This is a genomic window from Polaromonas sp. UC242_47 (genome assembly GCF_044452385.1).
Classification (GTDB): domain Bacteria; phylum Pseudomonadota; class Gammaproteobacteria; order Burkholderiales; family Burkholderiaceae_C; genus Polaromonas.
On sequence record NZ_JBIOAO010000001.1, the window covers coordinates 3,017,709 to 3,040,680 of the forward strand.

The window sequence follows — 22,972 nt, forward strand, 5'->3', positions numbered from 1 at the left end:
TGTCCTTTCAGCGTGTGAAGACAGGGATACGCGTATTGCCGGAGGGCTGGAAACCGGCTGGGCGCCCGAAACAGGCATCAAATTGGCCTCCAGCCCTTATCCGACGGACGCAAGAAGCTACGATTTCGATAGCGACTGAAGCACCCGGACACACATGGACACCGGCACCAAAACCCATGCTGTGGCGCGCGCCGCGTTGCGGATCGAACTGGTCTGGCTGCGGATTCAGCGCAACATCGCGGTTGGCGCTGGCCAGCACCAGCAGCACGCCCTGCCCGGCTGCTATCCATTGCCCCGCCAGCAACACCCGCCCGGCGGCAAACCGCCGGGTGTTCTGGACCGGCGCGCCATGGCGTTCGACCTCGGCGACAAAACCACGCATCGCGTCCAGCGAATGGTCAGCCGCCGCCGCCAGCGACGGGTGTTGTGCCAGCAGCAGCGCCGTCTGCCCCAGCAGTCCTGCCGTGGCGTCCAACGACTGCTGCATCAAGGCGATCCGGTTGGCAGCCTGCACCGGTTGCAAACCCAGCGCCTGGCCCTGGGCCATCAGGGCCGTAGCCGCGTCGGCCGCCAGCGACACGGCGGCCAGGTCAGCACCGGGCGCGATGCCCCGCACAAAAGCTTGCACCCAACGGCAGGTATCCGCCAACTGCGCGCCGGGCACACCCAGCAGGCGCGCCATGGTTTGCACCGGCAACTCGTGCATGAAGTCCTGGGTGGCCCACAACTCCGCCGTGGCCGCTTCGCTGGCCCTGGCCACGTCGGCCAGTGTCCAGCGGCGCGCCGCCTGCGCCACCGCGGGCTTGTGGGCCGCATGAAAGGATCCGTCCGTCATACGCACCAGTTGCGCAAAAACCTCGCCCGCCGCCGTGCCCCGCAAGACCTGGGGCACAGGTTCGGCCGGCGGACGCACACGCAGCATCTCCAGGTGCAAGGCCTCGTTGATCACCGCATAGCTGCTGGCCACCCAGATCCTCAAGCCTTGGTCAAAATACAACGGCCGCTCTTCGCGCAGCTGCCGGTAAAAAGGCCAGGGGTCGACATGGGTGACCGCCTCTATCACGTTGGAGGGTGGTAACCACACGGCGTCAGGCATCGGCATACACCGGCTCGCAGCGTACCTCGGTCTTGACCGAGCTGGCGATGAAACATGCTTCATGGGCTTCGTGGTGAAGCTGGGCGATCTGCTCGCGCGTAGGCCTTTGCTCGCCGGAAAAAGCCACCGCTGGCCGCAGCGTGACCACAGTCATCGCCATTTTTCCTTCGGCGTTTTTGGCCATCACACCATCGGCCGTGTCGGCATAACGGTCCACGCAAAACTTGTGTTTGGCCGCGATGGACAGAAACCAGAGCATGTGGCAACTGGCCAGAGAGGCCACAAACGCCTCCTCGGGATCGACCGCTGCCGCATCCGAAAATGGCAAGGGCACCACATGCGGCGAGGAAGAACCTGCCACCTCGGCGCCGCCGTCAAAAGACATCAGGTGCCGCCGGCTGTAACGGTTGCCCAGAAAATCCTGCTCGCCGCGATGCCAGAGAATGTGTGCGCTGTACGCCGCCATGGTGTGCCCAATCTGCTTGATGGAAAGATGCCAGTGTCGCGGGCCAGGCATCACTTGTCGAGCGACAACAGTTTGCTTAAGATGAAACTATGAATGCAGAACCCGACCTTGCCCGGCTGGCCGCCACCGTGGGTGATCCACGCCGCATCCAGATGCTGGTGCTGCTGATGGAAGGCCGCGCGCTGACCGCCAAGGAGATGGCCCTGGGCGCCGGCATCACGCCCGCCACGGCGACCGCCCACCTCAAACGCCTGCTGGATGACGGCCTGCTGGCGGGCACCTCACAGGGCCGGCACAAATACTTCCGACTGGCGTCCGAACAGGTGGCGCAGCTGGTGGAGTCCTTGATGCGTGTGGCACCGCCGCGCCAGCGGGTTGCTGCTGCCGCCCCAGCCAGCAACGAACCTATCCGCCACGCCCGTTATTGTTACGACCACCTGGCCGGCAGCCTGGGCACCGGGCTGCTGTCCACCCTGCTGCACAAGGGCTGGCTGGTCAACGACACGACCGATGCCGCCGCCAAACAGCTGGCCATCACCCCCAAAGGCACGAAGGCCTTCACGGCCCTGGGTATAGACCTCGCCAGTACCCGGGCGCGGCGTCGGCAACTGGCCTGCCGCTGTCTGGACTGGTCAGAGCGGCGCGACCACCTGGGCGGTGCTTTGGGCGCCGCACTGGCCGAACAGCTGCAGGCCGCGCGCTGGATAGAACGGAAAAAACACAGCCGGGTCGTGTGCATCACCGAGCTCGGCCAGGCCCAATTCAAGCAACTGGGTTTAAGCCTGCCCGGCTGAGGGCATCACCACCACGCCGTCTTCGTCGGCATACAACCAGTCGCCGGGGTAGACCCACACACCCTGGATCTGAATCGCCACACCCTGCTGGCCTTCCTTGCGTTTTTCAGTGGGCCAGGGCATGGCGGCCAGCGCACACATGCCGAAGGGAAACTGCGCCGGCTCCGCCACGTCCCGCACACAGCCGTCGATCAACACGCCGGCCCAGCCGTTTTTGGCGGCGGCCTTGACCAGCGAGTTGTCTTCAAAACATTTCACGGTGACCACCGGGCCGCAAAATTTGTATACGCTGCCAAAATTTTTGAACACGGGCGGCAAGACCCGAAAGCGGCCCGGGCTGTCATTTTTATGGGCATCGCAGAAATCGCAAGTGGCAAACGAGACGCTGGCAGCGGTCCTTTTGCTGTGACTTTCTTGAGGAGGGCCTGGAGGTTTTCCCTGCGAGCCGGCCACGCGCTGGCCCTTTTTCAGAGGGCATTGCGGGGAAACGCCGTGGAGATTTGCGCAAGGAGACCGAACTTGCGCAGCGCTTTCGCTGGCGTTGTCGGGCTTGGCCCTGAGGCGAGCCACGCTGTTGTGGCGGGCCGGGGCACCCGCTTTACCGGTGAAATGCCGTGTCGTAGCAAGGTGTTATGGGAGATATCTCTCGCAGAGCTTGAGCCGTTTCAGCGCGCTCGAATGACTGACTAGCAGAGTGTTTTTTCTACAGAAGCAGATGCCGCGGGTGTGCCGTGAATGAGCTGCGGCGTGATTCCCACTGGTGGTTTTTTGATTTTCAGAGGTAAATCCGCAACATAAAAGACCAAAAATATTCCGTTTTCCCTATGAAACCGTGGTTTTCTCCAGTAGCATCCCCCTTGCCAGTGAAGAGTAGTTATCTGCATTGGTGATTTATCAACTTCTAGAAGGAAAATCAATCATGGCAACTGCAAAAAAAGCACCGGCAAAAAAAGTAGCTGCAAAAAAAGCTGCACCGGCCAAAAAAGTAGCTGCAAAAAAAGCAGCTCCTGCAAAGAAAGTCGCTGCGAAGAAAGTCGCTCCGGCTAAAAAAGTAGTGGCAAAGAAAGTTGCTCCTGCTAAAAAAGTAGTGGCCAAAAAAGCCCCTGCCAAAAAAGCGCCCGCCAAAAAGCGTACGCCCAACGCAGCCTTCATGAAGGCGTTGACACTGAGCCCCGCTCTGTCGGCCGTGGTTGGCGCTGCTGCGCTGCCCCGCACCGAGATCGTTCGCAAGCTGTGGATTTACATCAAAGCCAAAGGCCTGCAGGACAAAGTCAACAAGCGCATGGTGAACGCTGACGAAAAATTGCGCGCCGTTTTCGGCAAGGCGCAAGTGTCGATGTTTGAGATGGCTGGCCTGATCGGCAAGCACGTCAAATAATCGGCTTTCGCCGCACTCCAAAAGGCCGGTACCCACCGGCCTTTTTTTTATGCCTGATGAATACCCCGCGAGGCTAAAAGGCCATCGCCGGCAGGCGGGTTCTACCCTAGGGGTTACTGGGGAGCACATTACGCGCCGCACTGCGAATAATGGAGGGCTATGTTGAAGCCCTCCCCCCATCCACGCAGTGCAGCTAGCTCCAGGTTGAGCTGAACGAGCTGTTTGACGTCTAGCCACCATGCTGCGTTTTATCCTGACCCGCCTCAGCCTGATCATTCCCACCTTCCTGGGCATGACCTTGCTGGCCTTCTTTTTGATTCGCATGGTGCCGGGCGACCCCATAGAAACCATGGCCGGCGAGCGCGGCATAGACCCCGCGCGCCACGCGCAGTTGCTCAAGGCGTACGGACTGGACCGCCCGGTGCTGGTGCAATACGGCATTTACATCGGTCGTGTACTCCACGGCGACCTGGGCAAATCCATCATCACGCAAGAGCCGGTGCTCCGTGAATTTTTGACACTGTTCCCGGCCACCATCGAACTGGCGCTGTGCGCCATCCTGTTTGCCTTGCTGGTCGGTATTCCTGCCGGCATTCTGGCGGCGGTCAAACGCAACTCCATCCTGGACCACGGCGTCATGGGGGTCTCGCTGACCGGTTATTCCATGCCCATCTTCTGGTGGGGCCTGCTGCTGATCCTGCTGTTTTCCGTGCAACTGGGCTGGACGCCGGTGTCGGGCCGGCTGTCGGTGCAATATTTCATCGAACCCACGACCGGCTTTTTGTTGATCGATTCCCTGCTTTCGGACGACAAGGGTGCCTTCTGGTCGGCCGTCTCCCACCTGATCCTGCCCATGGTGGTGCTGGGCACCAATTCGCTGGCGGTGATCGCACGCATGACACGTTCGGCCATGCTGGAGGTGCTGGGCGAGGACTACATCCGCACGGCGCGCGCCAAAGGTTTGTCCAACTTTCGTGTCGTGGCCCTGCACGCGCTGCGCAATGCCTTGATCCCGGTGGTCACCGTGATTGGCCTGCAGGTCGGTGTGTTGTTCACGGGCGCCATCCTGACCGAGACGATTTTTTCCTGGCCCGGTGTCGGTAAATGGCTGATTGAAGCCATCAGCCGCCGCGACTACCCGGTGCTGCAGGGCGGCATTTTGCTGCTGGGCATGATCGTGATGGCGGTCAACCTGCTGGTGGACATCACCTACGGCATCATCAATCCACGGATCAGGCACCAGCGATGAACACGGCCACACTGCGCACCGCCGCCCCTTTGGCTCCTGCCCATCCGATACGCGAATTCTGGCGTTATTTCAGCGCCAACCACGGCGCGGTGGTGGGCTTGGTGATTGTGCTGGCGGTGTTGTTGATTGCGCTGTTTGCGCCGGTGCTGGCGCCGCATCCACCCAACATCACCAACAGCGCGGTATTTCTGCAGCCGCCGGCCTGGCAGGCTGGCGGCTCCTGGGCCTACCCGCTGGGCACCGACGCCATAGGCCGCGACATCCTGTCACGCCTGATGTATGGCGCCCGTTTGTCCCTGGTGATTGGCCTGGCCGTGGTCGCGCTGTCGGTCGTCGTGGGCACCGTGCTGGGGCTGCTCTCGGGGTTTTTCCGCGGCATCTTCGAGATTGCCGTGATGCGCCTGATGGACATCATCCTGACCCTGCCCAGCTTGCTGCTGGCCATAGTCATCGTCGCCATCCTGGGTCCCGGCCTGATGAATGCCATGCTGGCGGTCGCCATCGTGGTGTTACCCCACTATGTGCGTATCACCCGCGCCGCCGTGATCGCGGAGACCTCGCGCGACTACGTGACGGCCGCCCGCATGTGCGGCGCGAGTCGTTTGCGGCTGATGTTCAGCGAAATCCTGCCCAACTGCGCGGCGCCGCTGATCGTGCAGGCCTCGCTGGGTGTGTCCACCGCCATCCTGGACGCCGCGGCACTGGGCTTTCTGGGCCTGGGCGCCCAGCCACCCGCGCCGGAATGGGGCACCATGCTAGCCGATGCGCGGGAGTTTGTGCTGCGCGCCTGGTGGGTGGTCACCTTTCCCGGCCTGGCGATCCTGATCACGGTCCTGGCCTTCAATTTGCTGGGCGACGGATTGCGTGACGCGTTCGATCCCAAACTCAAACGATGAACAAGATCCACCCACGCCCCATGAATCTCTTCGCAAGTAACAGCGCGGAACCGGCTTCGCCGGGCCGCAGCTGTTGCCCCCGGAGGGGGGATCCGGCTACACGAAGTGAGCCGAGAAGGGGGAGTGACTAACTATGGCCCTGTTAGAAATAGAAAACCTGTCCGTCGAGTTTCCGTCGCACAACGGTGTGTTGCAGGCGGTGGACGGTGTCAGCCTGTCGCTCGAGGAAGGCGAGGTGCTGGGCATTGTGGGGGAGTCGGGTTCCGGCAAAAGTGTCACCATGATGGCGCTGATGGGCCTGGTCGCTTACCCCGGCCGGGTGAGCGCCGACAAGCTGCGTTTTGCCGGCCACGATTTGCCGGCCTTGTCCGAGCGCGAGCGCAACAAGCTCATAGGCAAAGACGTGGCCATGATTTTCCAGGACCCCACCACCAGCCTGAACCCCTGCTTCACCATCGGTTTCCAGATCACCGAAACTTTGCGCCTGCATTTGAAGCTGGATCAGAAGGCCGCCACACGCCAGGCCATCACGCTGCTGGAGCAGGTCGGTATTCCCGCGCCGGAAAGCCGACTCAAGGCCTACCCGCACCAGTTGTCGGGCGGCATGAACCAGCGCGTGATGATTGCCATGGCGATTGCCTGCAACCCGCGCCTGCTGATTGCCGACGAACCCACCACCGCGCTCGACGTGACCATCCAGGCGCAAATCCTGGACCTGCTGCGCAGCCTGCAGAAAGAACGCGGCATGGCGCTGGTGCTGATCACCCACAACATGGGCGTGGTGTCCGAGATGGCGCAACGTGTGGCCGTGATGTATGCCGGCCAGATCATGGAAGAACAAAACGCCCACGCGCTGTTCAACAGGCCGCAGCATCCCTACACCGAAGCGCTGCTGGCCGCCCTGCCCGAACGCAGCGACGGCAGCAGCCGCCTGGCGACCATTCCCGGCATGGTGCCCGGTCTCTATGACCGGCCGGCCGGCTGCCTGTTTGCGCCGCGCTGCGCCTACGCCACCGAACACACATGCAAGGAACGCCCGCTGCTGCGCGCCTGGGAAGCCGGCACACCCGTGGGCGGCAAGGTGCGCTGCCACTACCCGCTGGGCGACCCCGGCCGCGAAGCCGCCATCTTGCGCGATACGCCGCTGGCCAGGGCCGAAGCATGAGCACCGCCCCCGTCGCGCCGCCTGTGGTCCAGGCCCGCAATCTCCAGCGGGTCTACGAGATACGCCGCGGTTTTTTTCGCGCACCCGACCACCTGCAGGCCGTGGGGGGTGTGTCTTTTGAACTCCAGGCAGGCAAGACCCTGGCGGTGGTGGGCGAATCCGGCTGCGGCAAGTCCACCCTGGCCCGCATGGTGGCCCTGATTGAAACGCCCAGCGCCGGCCAGTTGTTCATCCAGGGTGTGGATGCCATCCATGCGCCGCAGCAAGAGCGCAAAGGCCTGCGCCAGGCCGTGCAACTGGTGTTTCAAAACCCCTTTGGTTCGCTCAATCCGCGCAAAAAGATAGGCGCCATTCTGGAAGCACCGCTGGAGATCAACACCCGTTTGCCGGCGGCCGAACGGGCCGCCCAGGCCCGCGCCATGCTCGCCCGGGTGGGCCTGCGGCCCGAACACTACGACCGTTATCCCCACATGTTTTCAGGCGGACAGCGCCAGCGTATCGCCATCGCGCGAGCCCTGATGTTGCGCCCCGCCCTGGTAGTGGCCGACGAACCGGTGTCGGCGCTGGATGTGTCTATCCAGGCCCAGGTGCTGAATCTGCTGGCCGACCTGCAGCAGACACTGGGCCTGGCCTATTTGTTCATCTCGCACGACCTGGGTGTGGTGGGCCACATCGCCCATGACGTGCTGGTGATGTACCTGGGCCACACGGTGGAGCACGGCGACAAAACCACCCTGTTTGAAAAACCCCTGCACCCCTATACCCAAGCCTTGCTGGCGTCCACACCGGGCCTGGCCGGCAGCAGCGCCGTGCGGCAGCGCATTGTGCTCAAGGGCGAATTGCCTTCACCGCTCAGCCCGCCTACCGGCTGCATTTTCTCCACCCGCTGCCCGCATGTGACCGACCGTTGCCGCGCCGAAAGGCCGGAACTGCGCGAACTTGCCAAGCGGCAGGTAGCTTGCCATCATGCGGAAAAGTTCCTCGTTGCGTGAGCTGTCGCCGTGCTGACCCAGCATGGATACGCCACGCTTTTCATGGTCGTGACCCGCGCCGCACATCGGTGCAGCCACTGGCCGCCAGCCCGCTGCTTTGCAGCATTCAACCGCCAAAGGGAGTTCGTCAAATGAGTCAGACCCAACCCACTGCCAGCCTCGGCCAAGGAAAACTGCGCCCGCTCCAACGTGCCTTGTTCTGCACCCTGGCCTTGCCCGCGCTGCTGGCGCTGTCCCCCGTGGCGGCCAAAACACTGGTGTTCTGCTCGGAAGGCAGCCCGGAAAACTTCTACCCCGGCGTCAACACCACGGGCACATCCTTTGATGCCAACGAGCCGATTTACAACCGCATCGTCGAGTTCGAGCGCGGCGGCACCAAGGTGATGCCGGGCCTGGCCGAGAAGTGGGACATTTCCGCCGATGGCAAGGAATACACCTTCCATCTGCGCAAGGGCGTGAAATGGCATGGCAGCAGCAAAAGCTTCAAACCCACACGCGACTTCAATGCCGACGATGTGTTGTTCATGTTCGAGCGCCAGTGGAAGGAAGACAACCCTTTCTTCAAGGTGACCAGCCCCAACCACTCCTACTTCAGCGACATGGGCATGCCCAAGCTGCTCAAGGCGGTGGAAAAAGTCAACGACTACACCGTCAAGATCACCCTGGAAAAACCAGAGGCGCCTTTCCTGGCCAACCTGGCCATGCCGTATGCGGCGGTCCAGTCCAAGGAATACGCCGACGCCATGCTGAAAGCCGGCACGCCGGAAAAAATCGACCAGGACCCGGTCGGCACCGGCCCCTTCTACCTGGTGCAGTACCAGAAAGACGCCGTCATTCGTTACAAGGCCTTCCCGCAATACTGGGCCGGCAAGGCCAAGATCGACGATCTCGTGTATTCGATCACGACGGATGCCTCGGTGCGCTGGGCCAAGTTGCAAAAAGGCGAGTGCCATGTCATGCCATACCCGAACCCGGCCGACCTCGAGGCCATCCGCAAGGACCCCAACATCCAGGTGCTGGAGCAGCCCGGCCTGAACGTCGGTTACCTGGCCTACAACACGACCAAAAAACCGTTTGACGACGTGCGTGTGCGCAAGGCCATCAACATGGCCATCAACAAAAAAGCCATCGTGGACGGCGTTTACCTGGGCACCGGCATCGCCGCCAAAAACCCGATCCCGCCGACCATGTGGTCGTACAACGACGCGGTCAAGGACGACGCCTACAACCCCGAGGCCGCCAAGAAGCTGCTGGCCGAGGCCGGTTACCCCAACGGCTTCAGCACCGACCTGTGGGCCATGCCGGTGCAACGCCCCTACAACCCGAACGCCAAACGGATTGCCGAGCTGATGCAGGCCGACCTGGTCAAGGTCGGCGTCAAGGCCGAGATCAAGAGTTTTGAATGGGGCGAGTACCGCAAACGCCTGCAGGCCGGTGAACACCAGATGGGCATGCTGGGCTGGACCGGCGACAACGGCGACCCGGACAACTTCATGTACACCCTGCTGGGTTGCGCCTCGGCGCAGTCGGCCAGCGGCAGCAACGTTGCCAAGTTCTGCTACCAGCCTTATGAAGACCTGGTGCTCAAAGCCAAAACCGTCACCAGCCAGGCCGAACGCACCAAGCTGTATCAGCAGGCGCAAGTCATCTTCAAGGAACAGGCGCCCTGGTTCACGATTGCCCACGCGGTGCAGCTCAAGCCGGTGCGCAAAAACGTGATCGACTACAAAAACAGCCCCTTTGGCCGCCACAACTTCTACGGCGTGGACATCAAGGAATAAGCGTTTTTGAACTCCGGGTCATGGGATGGCCCGGTTTATGACAAAAGGCCGGCAGAACCGGCCTTTTGTCATTTTCTTAAGGAAATAATGCCTCTAGCCCAGACCCTACGGGCGCAAGCAGCTATCAACTTGATAGCGACCGATTCAACGCCGTCTGCGTGATGGCCGACAAAGTGCCGCGTGTGCTGATGACCTCCGGGTCCAGCATGATCTCGATCAGCGCCCCTTCCTTGCCCTTCAGCGCCTGGCGCATGACCGCTTCAAACTCCTCGGTGCGTGTGATACGTGTGGCGGTGTAGCCATAAGCCCGCGCCAGCGCGCAGAAGTCCGGATTCTGCAGATTCGAGCCGCTGACATGACGCGGGTATTCGCGCTCCTGGTGCATACGGATGGTGCCGTACATGCCGTTGTTGAGCAGCAGGATGATGCTTTTTGCGCCATGTTGCACGGCGGTGGCCAGTTCCTGGCTGTTCATCAAAAAGTCGCCGTCGCCGGCAATCGTGAACGCCGTCCGGCCGGTGGTGATGGCGGCGGCAATCCCGGCCGGCACGCCATAACCCATGGCGCCCACGGTGGGTGCCAGCTGGGTCTTCAAGCCCTTGACCAGGCCGTGGTGTTTGAAAAAGCGGTGCACCCAGCTTGCAAAGTTGCCGGCGCCATTGGTCAACACGGCATCGACCGGCAACAACTTTTGCAAGCTGGCGACGATGGCCGGCATGTCGATGTTGCCCGGCAGCACCACACCGGCATTGGCCGGGTCCAGATTGGCCAGGTAGTCCTGGTTGGCGGAGGCCGTCCATGCCTCCCAGGCCACGGACACCGGTGCCGTCAAGACCTCCAGCGAACGCGCCGCCGCGTTCATGGTGGCGTTGATCGCCAAATCGGCCTGGAAGACGCGGTTGAGTTCTTCGGCGCTGGCGTGGATGTGCACCAGCTTTTGCCGGGGACGCGGCGCTTCTATCAAGGTGTAGCCGCCGGTCGTCATTTCGCCCAGGCGCGGACCGATGGCCAGAATCAGGTCGGCCTGCTTGATACGCGCGGCCAGCTTGGGGTTCAGGCCTATGCCCACGTCGCCGGCGTACAGCGGGTGGTGGTTGTCAAAAGTGTCCTGGAAGCGGAAGGCATTGCCCACCGGCAGCGACCAGTTTTCGGCAAAACGCTGCAAGGCCTGCGCTGCCTGCGGCGTCCAGCCGCCGCCGCCGGCAATCACCAGCGGGCGCTGTGATTGCAGCAACATCTCGCGCAACTGGCGCAGCGAGCCGGGGTCGCTCCAGGCTTGCACCGCCTCCACACGCGGCAACGGCGCGATGTCCACCATTTGCGTCAACATGTCTTCCGGCAGCACCAGCACCACCGGGCCGGGTCGGCCGTTCATGGCCGTGGCAAAAGCCCGGGCCACGTATTCGGGAATACGCCGCGCATCGTCGATACGCTCCACCCGTTTGGCCATGCCTTTGGTACTGGGACCGAAGAAGCTGCTGTAGTCCACCTCCTGGAAAGCCTCGCGGTCGCGCGTGTCGCTGGCCACGTCGCCGACAAACAGAATCATGGGCGTGGAATCCTGAAAAGCGGTGTGCACGCCGATGGAGGCATTGGTGGCGCCCGGCCCGCGTGTCACAAAACAGATGCCGGGCCGACCGGTCAGCTTGCCATGCGCTTCGGCCATGAAGGCGGCGCCGCCTTCTTGCCGGTTGGTGATAAAACTGATTTTGTCGTGGTAGGCATGAAAGCCGTCGAGCACCGCCAGGTAGCTCTCCCCCGGAACACCGAAGACATGGGTGACGCCCTGGGCCACAAGGCATTGAACAAGAAGATGGCCGGCAAGTTGTTGAGTCATCTTGATATTGTGCCGCGGGAACAGGGACAGACGCAGCGCCCGACATGGATGGTCTTTCCACACCAGCAGGGGCCGCGGGACTGGCTTTGCCAGCCCGCAGGCGTAGCGGCCCCCTCGGGGGGCAGGGAGCTACACGAAGTGAGCGACCGTGGGGGCTCTTTTACTCGGGGGTCTTGTTGTCGCCGTCGTCTCCGCCGGCGGCCAGCGCCTGTTTGGCCAGTTCTTCGTCGCTCAGCGGCGGCGCGTTTTGCAGAGCATCAAGCTCCTCCAGAAACTCGGGCGTCGGCTGCTCATGCTCAAGCAACACTTCCTCGAGCTTTTGCCTGCCTGTCTCCACATGCACCGAAGGAGAATGCAGCTCGGTTGGCGGCACCGGAAATTTTTCGCCGAGCTCAAACTTGAGCGCCTCGGCCTTTTCGTCCACCCAAGTCGCGAAGTCTCCGTCTTTGGGCGTGGTCGAATCATGCATGGCCGTCTCCTTGAAATGGCAACAACGCGGGTGGCCGATGCCTGCTTCATGATGGCACGGGCTTGTTACAGTCGCTGTCATCCAATGCCGCGATCGGGCATGCCGCCTCGCGCGACCTGTCGATGCTGATCTTGCATTAATTCACCAAACAGTTAAATTAAGCCCATGCCAAGCGCCAAAGCCAAACCCACAGAGCCTCGCTCACGCGATGCCGACCGCTCCCAACTCGCGATCCTGCTGGCCGCCCGAGATGAATTTGCACAACACGGCCTGGGCGGTGCACGTGTGGACCGGATCGCCGAACGCGCCGACGTCAACAAGCGCCTGATTTATTACTACTTCACCAGCAAGGACGAGTTATTTCTGGCCGTGCTGGAGAACGCCTACGCCGACATCCGCGAGGCCGAAACCCAGTTGCACCTGCGCGACATGCCGCCGGCCCAGGCGATCCAGCGGCTGACCCAGTTCACCTGGGAATATTACCTGGCCCACCCCGAGTTTTTGACGCTGCTCAACAGTGAAAACCTGCACCAGGGCCGGCACCTGGCGATGTCCGGCCGGGTGCGCGACATGAACTCGCCGTTGATCCAGACGCTGGCGGAAATTCTCGAACGCGGGCGCAGCGAAGGCCTGTTTCGCGGCGGCATAGACCCGATCCAGCTCTATGTCTCGATCGCCGGCATGGCCTACTTTTACCTCTCCAACAACCACACCTTGTCGGCGATTTTCGGACGTGACCTGATGACCCCCAAAGCCCACCATGAACGCCTGTCGCACATGTGCGATGTCATCCTAGGGTATGTACTTAGAAACTGATCCAGAGCGGGAATTGACGCGGCAAGGGCCTTGTTTTTACAATTCATAATTCACTCAATGGTGAATTAGACGTAAACTCCGGTTTGCATCATCCTGCCGGCCGCTTGACCAGCAGGTGCCGCCCCTTCATTGCCCCTCCAGGAGACAACATGAACTTGACACGCCGCGCCGCCTTGGCCTCCCTCACCTGCCTGGCGGCCCTGTCGCCGCTGCTTGCCAGCGCCCAGGCCGCCTACCCGAGCAAGCCGATCCGCGTGGTCGTGCCTTTTGCCGCCGGCAGCACCACCGACATCATTGCCCGCGCCATCGCCGACAAGATGGGTGCCAGCATGGGCCAGACGCTGGTGATCGACAACCGCGGCGGCGCCAGCGGCACCATCGGCCAGCAGGCCGTGGCCACGGCCGCGCCGGACGGCTACACCATCATGATTCACTCCTCCTCGCACACGGTCAGCCCCTCGACCTTTGCCAAGCTGCCTTTCGACACCGTGGGCGACTTTGCCGGCGTGACACCGATCTCCTCCACCCCCAACGTGCTGGTGATCTCGCCGACCAAAAACATCAAGACGCTGAAAGACCTGCTGGCCACCGCCAAGGCCAAACCCGGCGCGCTGAATTACGCTTCGGCCGGCCAGGGCAGTGCCACCCACCTGAACGCTGAAAAATTCAAGCTGGCGGCCAATATCCAGGCCACCAACATCCCATTCAAGGGCTCCGCCGAAGCCGTGACCGAGGTGTTGTCGGGCCGTGTCGACTATTACTTCTCGCCCATCGCCCCGGTGATCGGCCAGATCAAGGAAGGCCAGTTGCTGGCTTTGGCCGTGGGTTCGCCCAAACGCGCCAGCGCCCTGCCCGACGTGCCAACCACGGCCGAGTCCGGCGTGCCCGGCTCCGAGTTCAACTTCTGGATCGGCATGATGGCGCCCGCCAAAACGCCGCGCGACATCGTCAACCGCCTGCACGACGAAGTGCTCAAGGCCCTGGCTTCGCCCGAAGTCAAGGAACGTTTTGCCAAGCTGGGCGCCGACGCCTGGACCATGAAGCCGGCGCAGTTTGATGCCTACATCAAGGACGAGATCGTCAGCAATGCCAAGCTGGTCAAAGCCGCCGGTCTCTCCCCCGCCCCCCAGTAATTTTTTCCCGCCCGGTTAGCGCCCGGGCCGAGTGATCCAGGCCCCGTGCCTGGACGCATTTGGCTCAGGCGCGGCCGCCGCATTCTTCACTCACTCACAAGGACCTCTCTCATGGCCACCCAACGACTAGGACTCATCATGCACGGCGTCACCGGACGCATGGGCATGAACCAGCATCTGATCCGCTCCATCGTCGCGATCCGCAAACAAGGCGGCGTCACGCTGTCCAACGGCGACAAGGTCATGCCCGACCCCATCCTGATCGGCCGCAACGCCGAGAAGATGGAAGCCCTGGCCAAGGCCTGGAACATCGAACGCTGGGGCACCGACCTCGACAAGGCGTTGGCCAACCCGGACGACACCGTGTTCTTCGACGCCGGCACCACACAGATGCGCCCGACCCTGCTGGCCAAAGCGATTCGCGCCGGCAAACATGTCTACTGCGAAAAACCGATTGCCACCAACCTCAACGAAGCCGTCGAGATTGCCCGCCTTGCTGAAAAGTCCGGCCTGAAACACGGCGCCGTGCAGGACAAACTCTTTTTGCCCGGTCTGCGCAAACTCGACATGCTGCGCCGCGCCGGTTTCTTCGGCACCATGCTGTCGGTGCGCCTGGAATTCGGCTACTGGGTGTTTGAAGGCGACCTGCAGCCCACCCAGCGCCCCTCGTGGAACTACCGCAAGGAAGACGGCGGCGGCATGATCCTGGACATGATGTGCCACTGGCGCTACGTGCTGGACAACCTGTTCGGCGAAGTCAAGTCGGTCTCCTGCATTGGCGCGACCCACATCCCCGAACGCTGGGATGAAGCCGGCAAGCCCTACAAGGCCACCGCCGACGACGCGGCCTATGCCACCGCTGAACTGATTGGCCACAACGGCGAGCCCGTGATTGCGCAGATGAACATGTCCTGGGCCACCCGCGTGCGCCGCGATGACCTGGTCACCTTCCACGTGGATGGCACCCACGGCTCGGCCGTCGCCGGCCTGTCTTCCTGCCGCGCCCAGTCGCGCGTGTCCACACCACGTCCGATCTGGAACCCCGACGAAAAGCAGACCATCAACTTCATGGACCAGTGGCAGGAGATTCCGGACTCGCAAACCTACGACAACGGCTTCAAGATCCAGTGGGAACACTTCATCCGCCACGTCGTCGAAAACGAGCCCTACAAGTGGACCCTGCCCGAAGGCGCCAAAGGCGTGCAACTGGTCGAAGCCGCACTCGAGAGCTGGAAAGAGCGCCGCTGGGTGGACGTTCCTCCGCTACAGGTTTAATAGCTTCCTGCGCCCGTGGTATATGGGCTGCAGGCATATTTGATACATAAAAAGGTAGATTTCATGCCCTTGACACTCACCCTGCCCCTTGCCGCGGGCAGCCTGCAGCCTTACACGCTGCGCGGCACCACACCGGTACGGCCCGCCAAGGGCACCAAATTCAACCGCATCGCCTACTCGGCCGCCCATGTGGTGGCCAACCCGCTGGCCGCGGTGGACCCCTGGGTCCATTGCGCTGTCGACTGGGACGCGACCATTGGCTATCGCCGCCACCTCTGGTCGCTGGGCCTGGGTGTGGCCGAAGCCATGGACACCGCCCAGCGCGGTATGGGCCTGGACTGGCCGACCTCGCTGGAGCTGATTCGCCGCTCGCTGGATGCCGCCAAAGACCTGCCGGGCGCGCTGGTCGCGTCCGGTTGCGGCACCGACCACCTGGTGCTGGACAACGTCAAAACCGTCGATGAAGTCATCGCCGGCTACGAAGAACAAATGGCCGCGATTGAAAAGCTCGGCGGCAAACTCATCGTCATGGCCAGCCGTGCGCTGGCCCGCGTCGCCAAATCGCCTGCCGATTACGAACGGGTGTATGACCGCATCCTGAGCCAGGCCCAACAACCCGTGGTCTTGCACTGGCTGGGCGAGATGTTCGACCCGGCACTCGCCGGTTACTGGGGCAGCAACAACGTTGAACAAGCCATGGACACGGCGCTGGGCATCATCAACGCCCATCCGGACAAGGTCGACGGCATCAAGATTTCCCTGCTCGACAAGGACAAGGAAATCGCCATGCGCCGCCGCCTGCCTGCCGGCGTGCGTATGTACACCGGTGACGATTTCAACTACGCCGAGCTGATCGCCGGCGACGGTTTTGGCGAACAAGCCATGCACGGCCAGAGCGACGCCCTGCTCGGCATCTTCGACGCGATCGCCCCGGCCGCCAGTGCCGCTTTGGGGGAGCTGGCGCTGGGCAATGTGGAGAAATTCCACGCCATCCTCGGCCCCACCGTGCCGCTGTCGCGCCACATTTTTGCCGCGCCCACCCGTTTTTACAAAACCGGCGTGGTCTTCATGGCCTGGCTCAACGGCCACCAAAGCCACTTCACCATGGTGGGCGGCCAGCAAAGCACCCGTTCGCTGCAACACTTCGCCGAGCTGTTCCGCCTGGCCGATGCGGCGAATCTGCTGGAGCAACCCGAGCTGGCCGTGCATCGCATGAAAACGCTGCTGGCGCTGCACGGCGTCGAGTGATGGTCTCCCCGTTGCCGGCTCACTGCGTGTCGCGGCCGGCAACGCCTTTCGGTCAAGCACCTTGAAGAATTTTCCGCAGAGTAACGTCAGTTCAATAAGCAAATTAACAGGAGACAAGTTATGAAGATGCGCATTTTCCTCAAGGCCTGCATGGCCGCCGGCCTCGCAGCCGCGGCTTTCGGCGCTGCGGCGCAGGCTTACCCGAGCCGACCGGTCAAGCTCATCATTCCCTTCCCGCCCGGCGGCACGCTGGACGCCGTGGGCCGGCAACTGGCGCAAAAGCTCGGTGAGCAGCTGGGCCAGCCCTTTGTGGTCGAGAACCGCCCGGGCGGCAACGGCACCATTGGCGCTGCGGCAGTGGCCCAGGCTCACGCTGACGGCTACACCCTGCTGTTCAACGCCTCGACCTTCACATCGGCGCCCATGACCATGAAGTCCGTGCCCTACGGCGTGGTCAAGGATTTCACACCGATCGCGCTGGTCGCCAAAGCACCGCTGTCCATCGCCATCAACAAAAACCTGCCCATCACCGACGTCAAATCGCTGATTGCCTATGGCAAGGCCAACCCTGGCAAGCTGACCTTCGCGACCGGCTCCATCGGCTCGGCCGGCCACCTGTCCACCGAACTGCTCAAACGCGCCGGCGGCATCGAATACACCGTCATACCCTACAAAGGCACGGCGCCGGCTTTCCAGGACCTGATAGGCGGGCAGATCGACGGCTTCATCGACCCCATCCTCGGCTCGCTGCAGTACCACAAGAGCGGCATGCTGCGCGTCGTGGCCATCACCGGCGACAAGCGCGCGCCCAACCTGCCCGACGTACCGACGGTGGCCGAGACGATTCCCGGCTATGAGTTCTACAGCTGGTACGGTTTGTGGGCGCCGGCCAAACTGCCGGCCGAGATCACGCAAAAACTCAACGCAGAAACCAACAAGGCGCTCGCCACCGACATGCGGGAAAAACTTATCCAGCAAGGCCTGGTACTGACACCCGGCACGCCCGACGACTTCGCGAAATTCCAGAGTGCCGACATGGCGCGTTCGCAGAAGATCATCACGGACGGCAAGATCCGCGTCGAATGAAACACGCTGCCATGGCCCCTGAGGGCGTCAGACGCGCCCTTGTCACGGGCAGCAGTTCGGGCATAGGCCTGGCCATCGCGCAAGGCCTGCTCGACCAGGGCTGGGATGTGGTCGGCCTGGACCTGGCGCCAGCACGGCTGGTGCATCCGGCGTTCTCGTCCACCGAAGTCGACCTGTGCGACGCCGCAGCCACGGAACACGCCGTGCGCTCGGCCGGCCCTGTGCAGGCACTGATCCATGCCGCCGGTGTGCTGCGTGTGGGCCCGCTTGGCACACTGTCAAGCGAGGATTCGACGCTGATGTGGCGCTTGCACGTAGACGCCGTCACGCGTATCGCCAACCAGGTCGTTCCGGCCATGGCGCAGGCAGGCGCGGGCCGCGTGGTGCTGATCGGCAGCCGCGTCGCACGCGGCATGGCCGGCCGCAGCCAATATGCGGCGACCAAGGCGGCGCTGGTGGCGCTGGCCCGCAGCTGGGCCGCCGAAACCGTGGCTTCTGGGGTTACCGTCAATGTGGTGTCTCCGGCGGCCACCGAGACGGCCATGCTCGCCGACCCGGCGCGCACGAGCGTTCCGCCCAAGCTGCCGCCTCTGGGCCGGCTGATCCAGCCCCGTGAAATCGCCGCGCTGGTCACTTTCCTGCTGTCGGCCGACGCTGCGGCCATCACCGGCCAGGACATCCAGATCTGCGGAGGCGCGTCGCTCGCGGCGTGAACACATGTCTCACCCAGCTACGTCCATCGGTATCGTCGGCCTCGGCCTGGTCGGCACGGCGCTCGCGCAGCGCCTGATCGCTTCCGGCTTTGCAGTCACGGGTTTTGACCTGCGTGAAGAAGCCCGCACGGCGCTGGCAGGCCAGGGAGGATGCCCCGTCGCCACCTTGACCGAGGTCGCAGCCGCAGCTTCCTGCGTGGTGCTGGCGGTCTTCAACACCGACGATGTGCTCAGCGTGGTGGAAGGGCCAGGCGGCTTGCTGTCGGTCCCCGGCGTGCGCCACATCATCGACTGCTCCACGGGCACGCCCGATGCGCTCCAGGCCCTGGCCGCCCGTCTCCAAGAACGGGGCATTGATTTCATCGAAGCGCCGCTCTCGGGCTCCAGCCAGCAGATTGCCGCAGGCGAAGCGACCCTGCTGCTAGGCGGCGCGTCCCGGGCGATCACAGAATGCGAACCCGTGCTGGCCGCTATTGCCGGCAAGCGCATCCACGTGGGCGGCGCCGGCATGGGCGCCAGAGCCAAGCTCGCCACCAACCTGGTGCTGGGCCTGAACCGCGCGGTGCTGGCCGAGGGCATGGTCTTTGCAGAAAACATGGGCATTGCCCCGGCGCAATTCCTCGCGCTGGTGCTGTCCAGCCCCGCTACCTCCGGCGCAGCGCAAGCCAAGGGCCAGATGATGGTGGACGGCGACTTTGCACCGCAGTCCCGCATCCGCCAGCACCTCAAGGACGTGAAGCTGATGATGGCCACGGCCGCCGCGTCCGGGCAATCGCTGCCGCTGTCGCAGGCCCACGCCGCGCTGATGCAGGCCGCCGTGGATGCCGGCGACGGCGAGCTCGACAACGCCGCCATCATCCGTGAGCTGCGCCGGCGCAAGGCCGTGCCGTGAGCGTCTTCCCTACTTTTTCCCACTGACTCCACTGAAACAAACTCATGCGTGACTTTTCCCAAGACCACAACTGGCTGTCCATCAACACCGCCACCGTGCGCAAGCAAGGAGGCACCGAGGTGCCGCTGGACCGCATCATCGACCAGTGCGCCGAACGCGGCATACGCGCCATCAGCCCCTGGCGTGATCAGGTGGCGGCGGTTGGACTCGACAAGGTGGCCAAGCAGTTGAAGGCCCACGACATCGCCCTCTCCGGCTACTGCCGCGGCGGCTTTTTCCCCGCGGCCGATGCGGCCGGTTTGAAAGCCGCGCTGGACGACAACCGCCGGGCCATCGATGAAGCCAAAACGCTGAACGCACCTTGCGTGGTGCTGGTCGTCGGCGCCCTGCCGGGCGCACTGGAAGGCAAGGCGGCCTATACGGACCTGGCGCGTGCCCGCAACGAGGTGCGTGACGGCATCGCCGCCTCGCTCGACTACGCACGTGAAGTCGGCATGCCGCTGGCCATAGAACCGCTGCACCCCATGCAGGCGGCCGACCGCGCCTGCATCAACACGCTGGAACATGCCCTCGACATCTGCGACGAACTCGACGTCGGCAAAAGCGGCATGCTGGGCGTGGCGCTCGACATCTACCACGTCTGGTGGGACCCCAAGTTGCAGCAGCAGATCGCCCGCGCAGGCAAGGAGCGGCTGCTGGCCTACCACGTGTGCGACTGGCTCACGCCGACGCGCGACCTGCTTTCTGACCGCGGCATGATGGGTGATGGTGTGGTGGAGCTCAAGAAAATTCGCGGCTGGGTGGAAGACGCAGGTTTTGCCGGCTTCAGCGAGGTTGAAATCTTCTCGACACTCGACTGGTGGCAACGTCCCGGCGCAGAAACGCTGGACGTCTGCATAGCACGGCACCGCAGCGCAGTTTGACCGGGCCAGCTTCAGCGGATTGCAGTCGAATGTGCTGAAATTCACCGCATGGCTGACCCAACCCTTGACGACCTGCGCCGCTACGCCGTGGCGCGCACACTTTTCCCGCCCACGACCCTGCTGCGCGCGATCCGGCGGCTGGGCTTCGTGCAGGCCGATCCGATACGCGCGCCGGCGCGTGCACAAGACCTCACCTTGCGCCACCGCGTCAAGGACTACCGCGCTGGCGATCTGGAAAGCCGCTACACCAAGCTGGCGATCGAGGAAGATTGCCTCGTCAACTACGGCTTTCTGCCGCGCGAACATCTGGCGCTGATGCATCCGCGGCAAGCCAGACGCGCCTGGGATGCAGCCACGCGGCGCCAGGCCGAGGACGTGCTGGCCTTTGTCCGCGAGCGCGGCAGGGTGCATCCACGCGAGGTGGAGCAACACTTTGCGCACGGCAGCGTCAAGAACTACTGGGGCGGCTCCAGCAACGCAAGTACACGCCTGCTCGATGGCCTGCATTACCGCGGCCTGCTGCGCGTGGCGCTGCGTCAGAGCGGCACACGTCTCTACGAAACAGTCGCCCATATACCCGCCGATGACAGCGCCGCCGCTCGCGCGCAGCGTGCCGCGGCGCTGATTGAATTGGTGGTGCGAAAATACGCGCCGCTGCCGGCGGCGAGCCTGACTTACCTCGTACGCCTGCTGGGTTACGGCGCGCCGCATCTGGCTACGCAAACGCAGGCGGCCCTCAAACTGGCACGTGAAGAGCTGGCGAACTGCCGCATTGATGGCAGCACCTGGTATTGGCCCGCCGATGAAAACCCGGCCTCGCGAAAACATGCGCCCGATACCGCGGTGCGTCTGCTCGCACCCTTTGATCCGCTGGTCTGGGACAGGCGCCGCTTTGCGCTGCTGTGGGGCTGGACCTACAAGTTCGAAGCCTATACGCCGGCGCCCAAACGGCAGTTCGGCTACTACGCCTTGCCCCTGTTGTGGCACGAACGCGTGATCGGCTGGGCCAATGTGACGAACGCGGTGGGCGGACTGCAAGCGAACTTCGGTTATGCCGATGCCAAACCGCGCGATGCGGCCTTTCGCGCGGCGCTTGATGACGAGTTGCAAGGCATGACGCAATTCCTGGCCGGGCGCTGATGCAGGGCCACACTTCCCTCCTGCCGCCTTGTCCATCCGCTACACGGGGCACTGCAGCGCGGTATAAACAGGCCTTTCATTTTTTTCAAGGAAGCCGCATGGCTGGGTCCGGACGAATCAAAACTTGCGGCCTGGCCGCCGCGCCATGAGCCTGCTCACTGCTGCCACAGCCGCCGCGAACCGCCGCGGCATTCTCTCCATGGTCGGCGCCATGGCCTGTTTTGTCAGCAATGACGCCCTCGTGAAATTTGCCAGCCAAAGCATGCCCAGCGCGCAGCTGATTTTTGTGCGCGGTGCCATGTCTGTCCTGCTGGTGCTGGTGGTGGCCCATGCACTGGGCGCCACGACCCGCCTGGCCGAAGCCACACGCGGCTGGGTCGCCTGCCGCGCCGTGGTGGACGCCATTGCCACCATGCTTTACCTCGGCTCGCTGTTTCATTTGCCGATTGGCAACGCCACCGCCATCAACCTGGCGGCGCCCCTGTTCATGACGGTGTTTGCCGTGTTTTTTCTCGGCGAGCGGGTGCACGGCGCGCGCTGGCTGGCCGTGGCTGCGGGTTTCCTGGGGGTCTTGCTGGTGATCCAGCCGCGCGCCGAGGGCTTCAACTATTACGCGCTGGTGTGCCTGCTGGGAACGTTGTTTCACGCTGCTCGCGATTTGATGACACGCCGCATCCACGCCGGCATTCCATCGATTCTGATCACCCTGGCTACCGCCGTGGCCGTCACCGTGGTCTCCGGCGTGTTGTCCCTCTTTCAGGGCTGGCAGCCTTTTGGCCTGTTTGAGTTTGCCCTGCTTGCGCTGGCTTCGGTCTTTTTGACCGGCGGTTATTACCTGATCATCAACAGCATGCGGCACGGCGAGATGACGCTGGTGGCGCCGTTCCGTTACAGCGGGCTGCTGTTTGCGCTGCTGCTGGGCTACAGCGTGTGGGGCGACGTGCCGAATGCACTGGCCTGGAGCGGCATCGCCCTGTTGATAGGTTCGGGCCTGTACGTGCTGCACAATGAAAAGCGACGCAAACCCTCGCCAGACTGAGCCCGCCTGGCACCACCTAACGTGCCCACCGCCCTCGATTTTTTACGCCCCTCCGCGGAGTTGGCGCGCCACCTGATAGGCGCAACCTTGCTGCTGGACGGCGTGGGCGGACGGATTGTCGAGACCGAAGCCTACGACCAGGACGACCCGGCCTCGCACAGTTTTTCGGGCCGCACGCCGCGCAACGCAGCCATGTTCGGGCCCCCCGCCCATGCTTATGTCTACCGCTCCTACGGCATCCACTGGTGCCTGAACCTGGTCTGCCGCGAGGAAGGCCATGGCGCCGGCGTGTTGATACGCGCGCTGGAGCCGCTGGCCGGGCTGGACAGGATGCGCGAGCGGCGCGGGCTGGAAGAACTGCGACTATTGTGTGCCGGGCCGGGACGTGTCGGTCAGGCGCTGGGTATCACCCTGGCGCACAGCGGTCTGCCGATCACGCTGCCGCCGTTTGAGCTGTTGCCGGCTCGCAGCACCAGCCGCGTCATCAGCGGGCCGCGTATCGGGATTTCAAAAGCGGTGGACCAGCCCTGGCGTTTCGGCCTGGCCGGCTCCGTATTTTTAAGCCAGCCTTTTCGCTAGAAATT

23 protein-coding genes are annotated in these 22,972 nt (G+C 63.2%); 18 read left to right on the plus strand and 5 right to left on the minus strand.

Annotated features, from left to right (window positions below; translation table 11 throughout):
- Positions 1 to 7: 7 nt before the first annotated feature.
- Positions 8 to 1,084: a cytochrome P450 gene (locus tag ACHMXK_RS14650; RefSeq protein ID WP_397441283.1), complete on the minus strand. Its 1,077-nt coding sequence runs from the start codon at positions 1,082 to 1,084 to the stop codon at positions 8 to 10.
- Positions 1,085 to 1,088: 4 nt separating this feature from the next.
- On the minus strand, positions 1,089 to 1,562 hold the full coding sequence (locus ACHMXK_RS14655; RefSeq protein WP_397441284.1) for an OsmC family protein: 474 nt from the start codon (positions 1,560 to 1,562) through the stop codon (positions 1,089 to 1,091).
- Positions 1,563 to 1,651: 89 nt separating this feature from the next.
- Between ACHMXK_RS14655 and ACHMXK_RS14660 the strand changes: the two genes are divergently transcribed.
- The gene (locus ACHMXK_RS14660; protein WP_397441285.1) at positions 1,652 to 2,356 is read left to right on the plus strand and encodes an ArsR/SmtB family transcription factor; all 705 of its coding nucleotides are present in this window, start codon (positions 1,652 to 1,654) and stop codon (positions 2,354 to 2,356) included.
- Here ACHMXK_RS14660 and ACHMXK_RS14665 read toward each other — a convergent pair.
- On the minus strand, positions 2,339 to 2,809 hold the full coding sequence (locus ACHMXK_RS14665; RefSeq protein ID WP_397441286.1) for a ribonuclease: 471 nt from the start codon (positions 2,807 to 2,809) through the stop codon (positions 2,339 to 2,341). The two genes, ACHMXK_RS14660 and ACHMXK_RS14665, sit on opposite strands and share 18 nt — an antisense overlap.
- A 466-nt stretch (positions 2,810 to 3,275) precedes the next feature.
- Between ACHMXK_RS14665 and ACHMXK_RS14670 the strand changes: the two genes are divergently transcribed.
- The 6 genes from ACHMXK_RS14670 to ACHMXK_RS14695 all read left to right on the plus strand — a co-directional run bounded on the left by ACHMXK_RS14670 (position 3,276) and on the right by ACHMXK_RS14695 (position 9,817).
- Positions 3,276 to 3,734 carry an SWIB/MDM2 domain-containing protein gene (locus ACHMXK_RS14670; RefSeq protein WP_397441287.1) on the plus strand — a complete coding sequence of 153 codons (459 nt, stop codon included), beginning with the start codon at positions 3,276 to 3,278 and terminating at the stop codon, positions 3,732 to 3,734.
- Between the two features lie 238 nt (positions 3,735 to 3,972).
- Entirely contained in the window at positions 3,973 to 4,983 is a 1,011-nt protein-coding gene (locus tag ACHMXK_RS14675; RefSeq protein ID WP_397441288.1) for an ABC transporter permease subunit, read from the plus strand.
- The gene (locus ACHMXK_RS14680) at positions 4,980 to 5,879 is read left to right on the plus strand and encodes an ABC transporter permease subunit (RefSeq protein WP_397441289.1); all 900 of its coding nucleotides are present in this window, start codon (positions 4,980 to 4,982) and stop codon (positions 5,877 to 5,879) included. Before ACHMXK_RS14675 ends, ACHMXK_RS14680 begins: the two co-directional genes overlap by 4 nt.
- Positions 5,880 to 6,012: 133 nt before the next feature.
- On the plus strand, positions 6,013 to 7,044 hold the full coding sequence (locus ACHMXK_RS14685; protein WP_397441290.1) for an ABC transporter ATP-binding protein: 1,032 nt from the start codon (positions 6,013 to 6,015) through the stop codon (positions 7,042 to 7,044).
- A complete protein-coding gene (locus tag ACHMXK_RS14690) occupies positions 7,041 to 8,036 on the plus strand; it encodes a dipeptide ABC transporter ATP-binding protein (RefSeq protein WP_397441291.1) in 996 nt (331 codons plus the stop codon). The genes ACHMXK_RS14685 and ACHMXK_RS14690 overlap by 4 nt, the downstream gene beginning before the upstream one ends.
- A 131-nt stretch (positions 8,037 to 8,167) precedes the next feature.
- On the plus strand, positions 8,168 to 9,817 hold the full coding sequence (locus tag ACHMXK_RS14695) for an ABC transporter substrate-binding protein (RefSeq protein WP_397441292.1): 1,650 nt from the start codon (positions 8,168 to 8,170) through the stop codon (positions 9,815 to 9,817).
- 124 nt (positions 9,818 to 9,941) lie between these two features.
- Here ACHMXK_RS14695 and ACHMXK_RS14700 read toward each other — a convergent pair whose 3' ends face one another.
- Both ACHMXK_RS14700 and ACHMXK_RS14705 read right to left on the minus strand, forming a co-directional pair.
- Positions 9,942 to 11,654 (minus strand): thiamine pyrophosphate-binding protein, encoded by a 1,713-nt coding sequence (locus tag ACHMXK_RS14700; RefSeq protein WP_397441293.1) that lies wholly within the window; start codon positions 11,652 to 11,654, stop codon positions 9,942 to 9,944.
- Positions 11,655 to 11,814: 160 nt separating this feature from the next.
- Complete coding sequence (locus ACHMXK_RS14705; RefSeq protein WP_397441294.1) at positions 11,815 to 12,123, minus strand: hypothetical protein; 309 nt, start codon at positions 12,121 to 12,123, stop codon at positions 11,815 to 11,817.
- Positions 12,124 to 12,288: 165 nt separating this feature from the next.
- Here ACHMXK_RS14705 and ACHMXK_RS14710 point away from each other — a divergent pair, with 165 nt between their 5' ends.
- The 11 genes from ACHMXK_RS14710 to ACHMXK_RS14760 all read left to right on the plus strand — a co-directional run bounded on the left by ACHMXK_RS14710 (position 12,289) and on the right by ACHMXK_RS14760 (position 22,967).
- Positions 12,289 to 12,939 carry a TetR/AcrR family transcriptional regulator gene (locus tag ACHMXK_RS14710; protein WP_397441295.1) on the plus strand — a complete coding sequence of 217 codons (651 nt, stop codon included), beginning with the start codon at positions 12,289 to 12,291 and terminating at the stop codon, positions 12,937 to 12,939.
- Positions 12,940 to 13,088: 149 nt separating this feature from the next.
- Entirely contained in the window at positions 13,089 to 14,072 is a 984-nt protein-coding gene (locus ACHMXK_RS14715) for a tripartite tricarboxylate transporter substrate binding protein (protein WP_397441296.1), read from the plus strand.
- A gap of 111 nt (positions 14,073 to 14,183) precedes the next feature.
- Positions 14,184 to 15,347: a Gfo/Idh/MocA family protein gene (locus tag ACHMXK_RS14720; protein ID WP_397441298.1), complete on the plus strand. Its 1,164-nt coding sequence runs from the start codon at positions 14,184 to 14,186 to the stop codon at positions 15,345 to 15,347.
- A gap of 63 nt (positions 15,348 to 15,410) precedes the next feature.
- A complete protein-coding gene (locus tag ACHMXK_RS14725) occupies positions 15,411 to 16,595 on the plus strand; it encodes a dihydrodipicolinate synthase family protein (protein ID WP_397441299.1) in 1,185 nt (394 codons plus the stop codon).
- A gap of 120 nt (positions 16,596 to 16,715) precedes the next feature.
- Positions 16,716 to 17,681 (plus strand): Bug family tripartite tricarboxylate transporter substrate binding protein, encoded by a 966-nt coding sequence (locus ACHMXK_RS14730; RefSeq protein ID WP_397441300.1) that lies wholly within the window; start codon positions 16,716 to 16,718, stop codon positions 17,679 to 17,681.
- An 11-nt stretch (positions 17,682 to 17,692) separates the two neighbouring features.
- Positions 17,693 to 18,394: an SDR family NAD(P)-dependent oxidoreductase gene (locus tag ACHMXK_RS14735; RefSeq protein WP_397441301.1), complete on the plus strand. Its 702-nt coding sequence runs from the start codon at positions 17,693 to 17,695 to the stop codon at positions 18,392 to 18,394.
- Between the two features lie 4 nt (positions 18,395 to 18,398).
- Entirely contained in the window at positions 18,399 to 19,286 is an 888-nt protein-coding gene (locus ACHMXK_RS14740; RefSeq protein ID WP_397441302.1) for an NAD(P)-dependent oxidoreductase, read from the plus strand.
- Positions 19,287 to 19,330: 44 nt separating this feature from the next.
- Positions 19,331 to 20,209, plus strand: a complete 879-nt coding sequence (locus ACHMXK_RS14745; RefSeq protein WP_397441303.1) for a sugar phosphate isomerase/epimerase family protein — start codon at positions 19,331 to 19,333, stop codon at positions 20,207 to 20,209.
- 48 nt (positions 20,210 to 20,257) lie between these two features.
- Positions 20,258 to 21,349, plus strand: coding sequence for a DNA glycosylase AlkZ-like family protein (locus ACHMXK_RS14750; RefSeq protein ID WP_397441304.1), 1,092 nt, complete (start codon positions 20,258 to 20,260; stop codon positions 21,347 to 21,349).
- A 145-nt stretch (positions 21,350 to 21,494) separates the two neighbouring features.
- Positions 21,495 to 22,388, plus strand: coding sequence for a DMT family transporter (locus ACHMXK_RS14755; protein WP_397441305.1), 894 nt, complete (start codon positions 21,495 to 21,497; stop codon positions 22,386 to 22,388).
- Between the two features lie 21 nt (positions 22,389 to 22,409).
- Complete coding sequence (locus ACHMXK_RS14760) at positions 22,410 to 22,967, plus strand: DNA-3-methyladenine glycosylase (RefSeq protein ID WP_397441306.1); 558 nt, start codon at positions 22,410 to 22,412, stop codon at positions 22,965 to 22,967.
- Positions 22,968 to 22,972 lie beyond the last annotated feature (5 nt).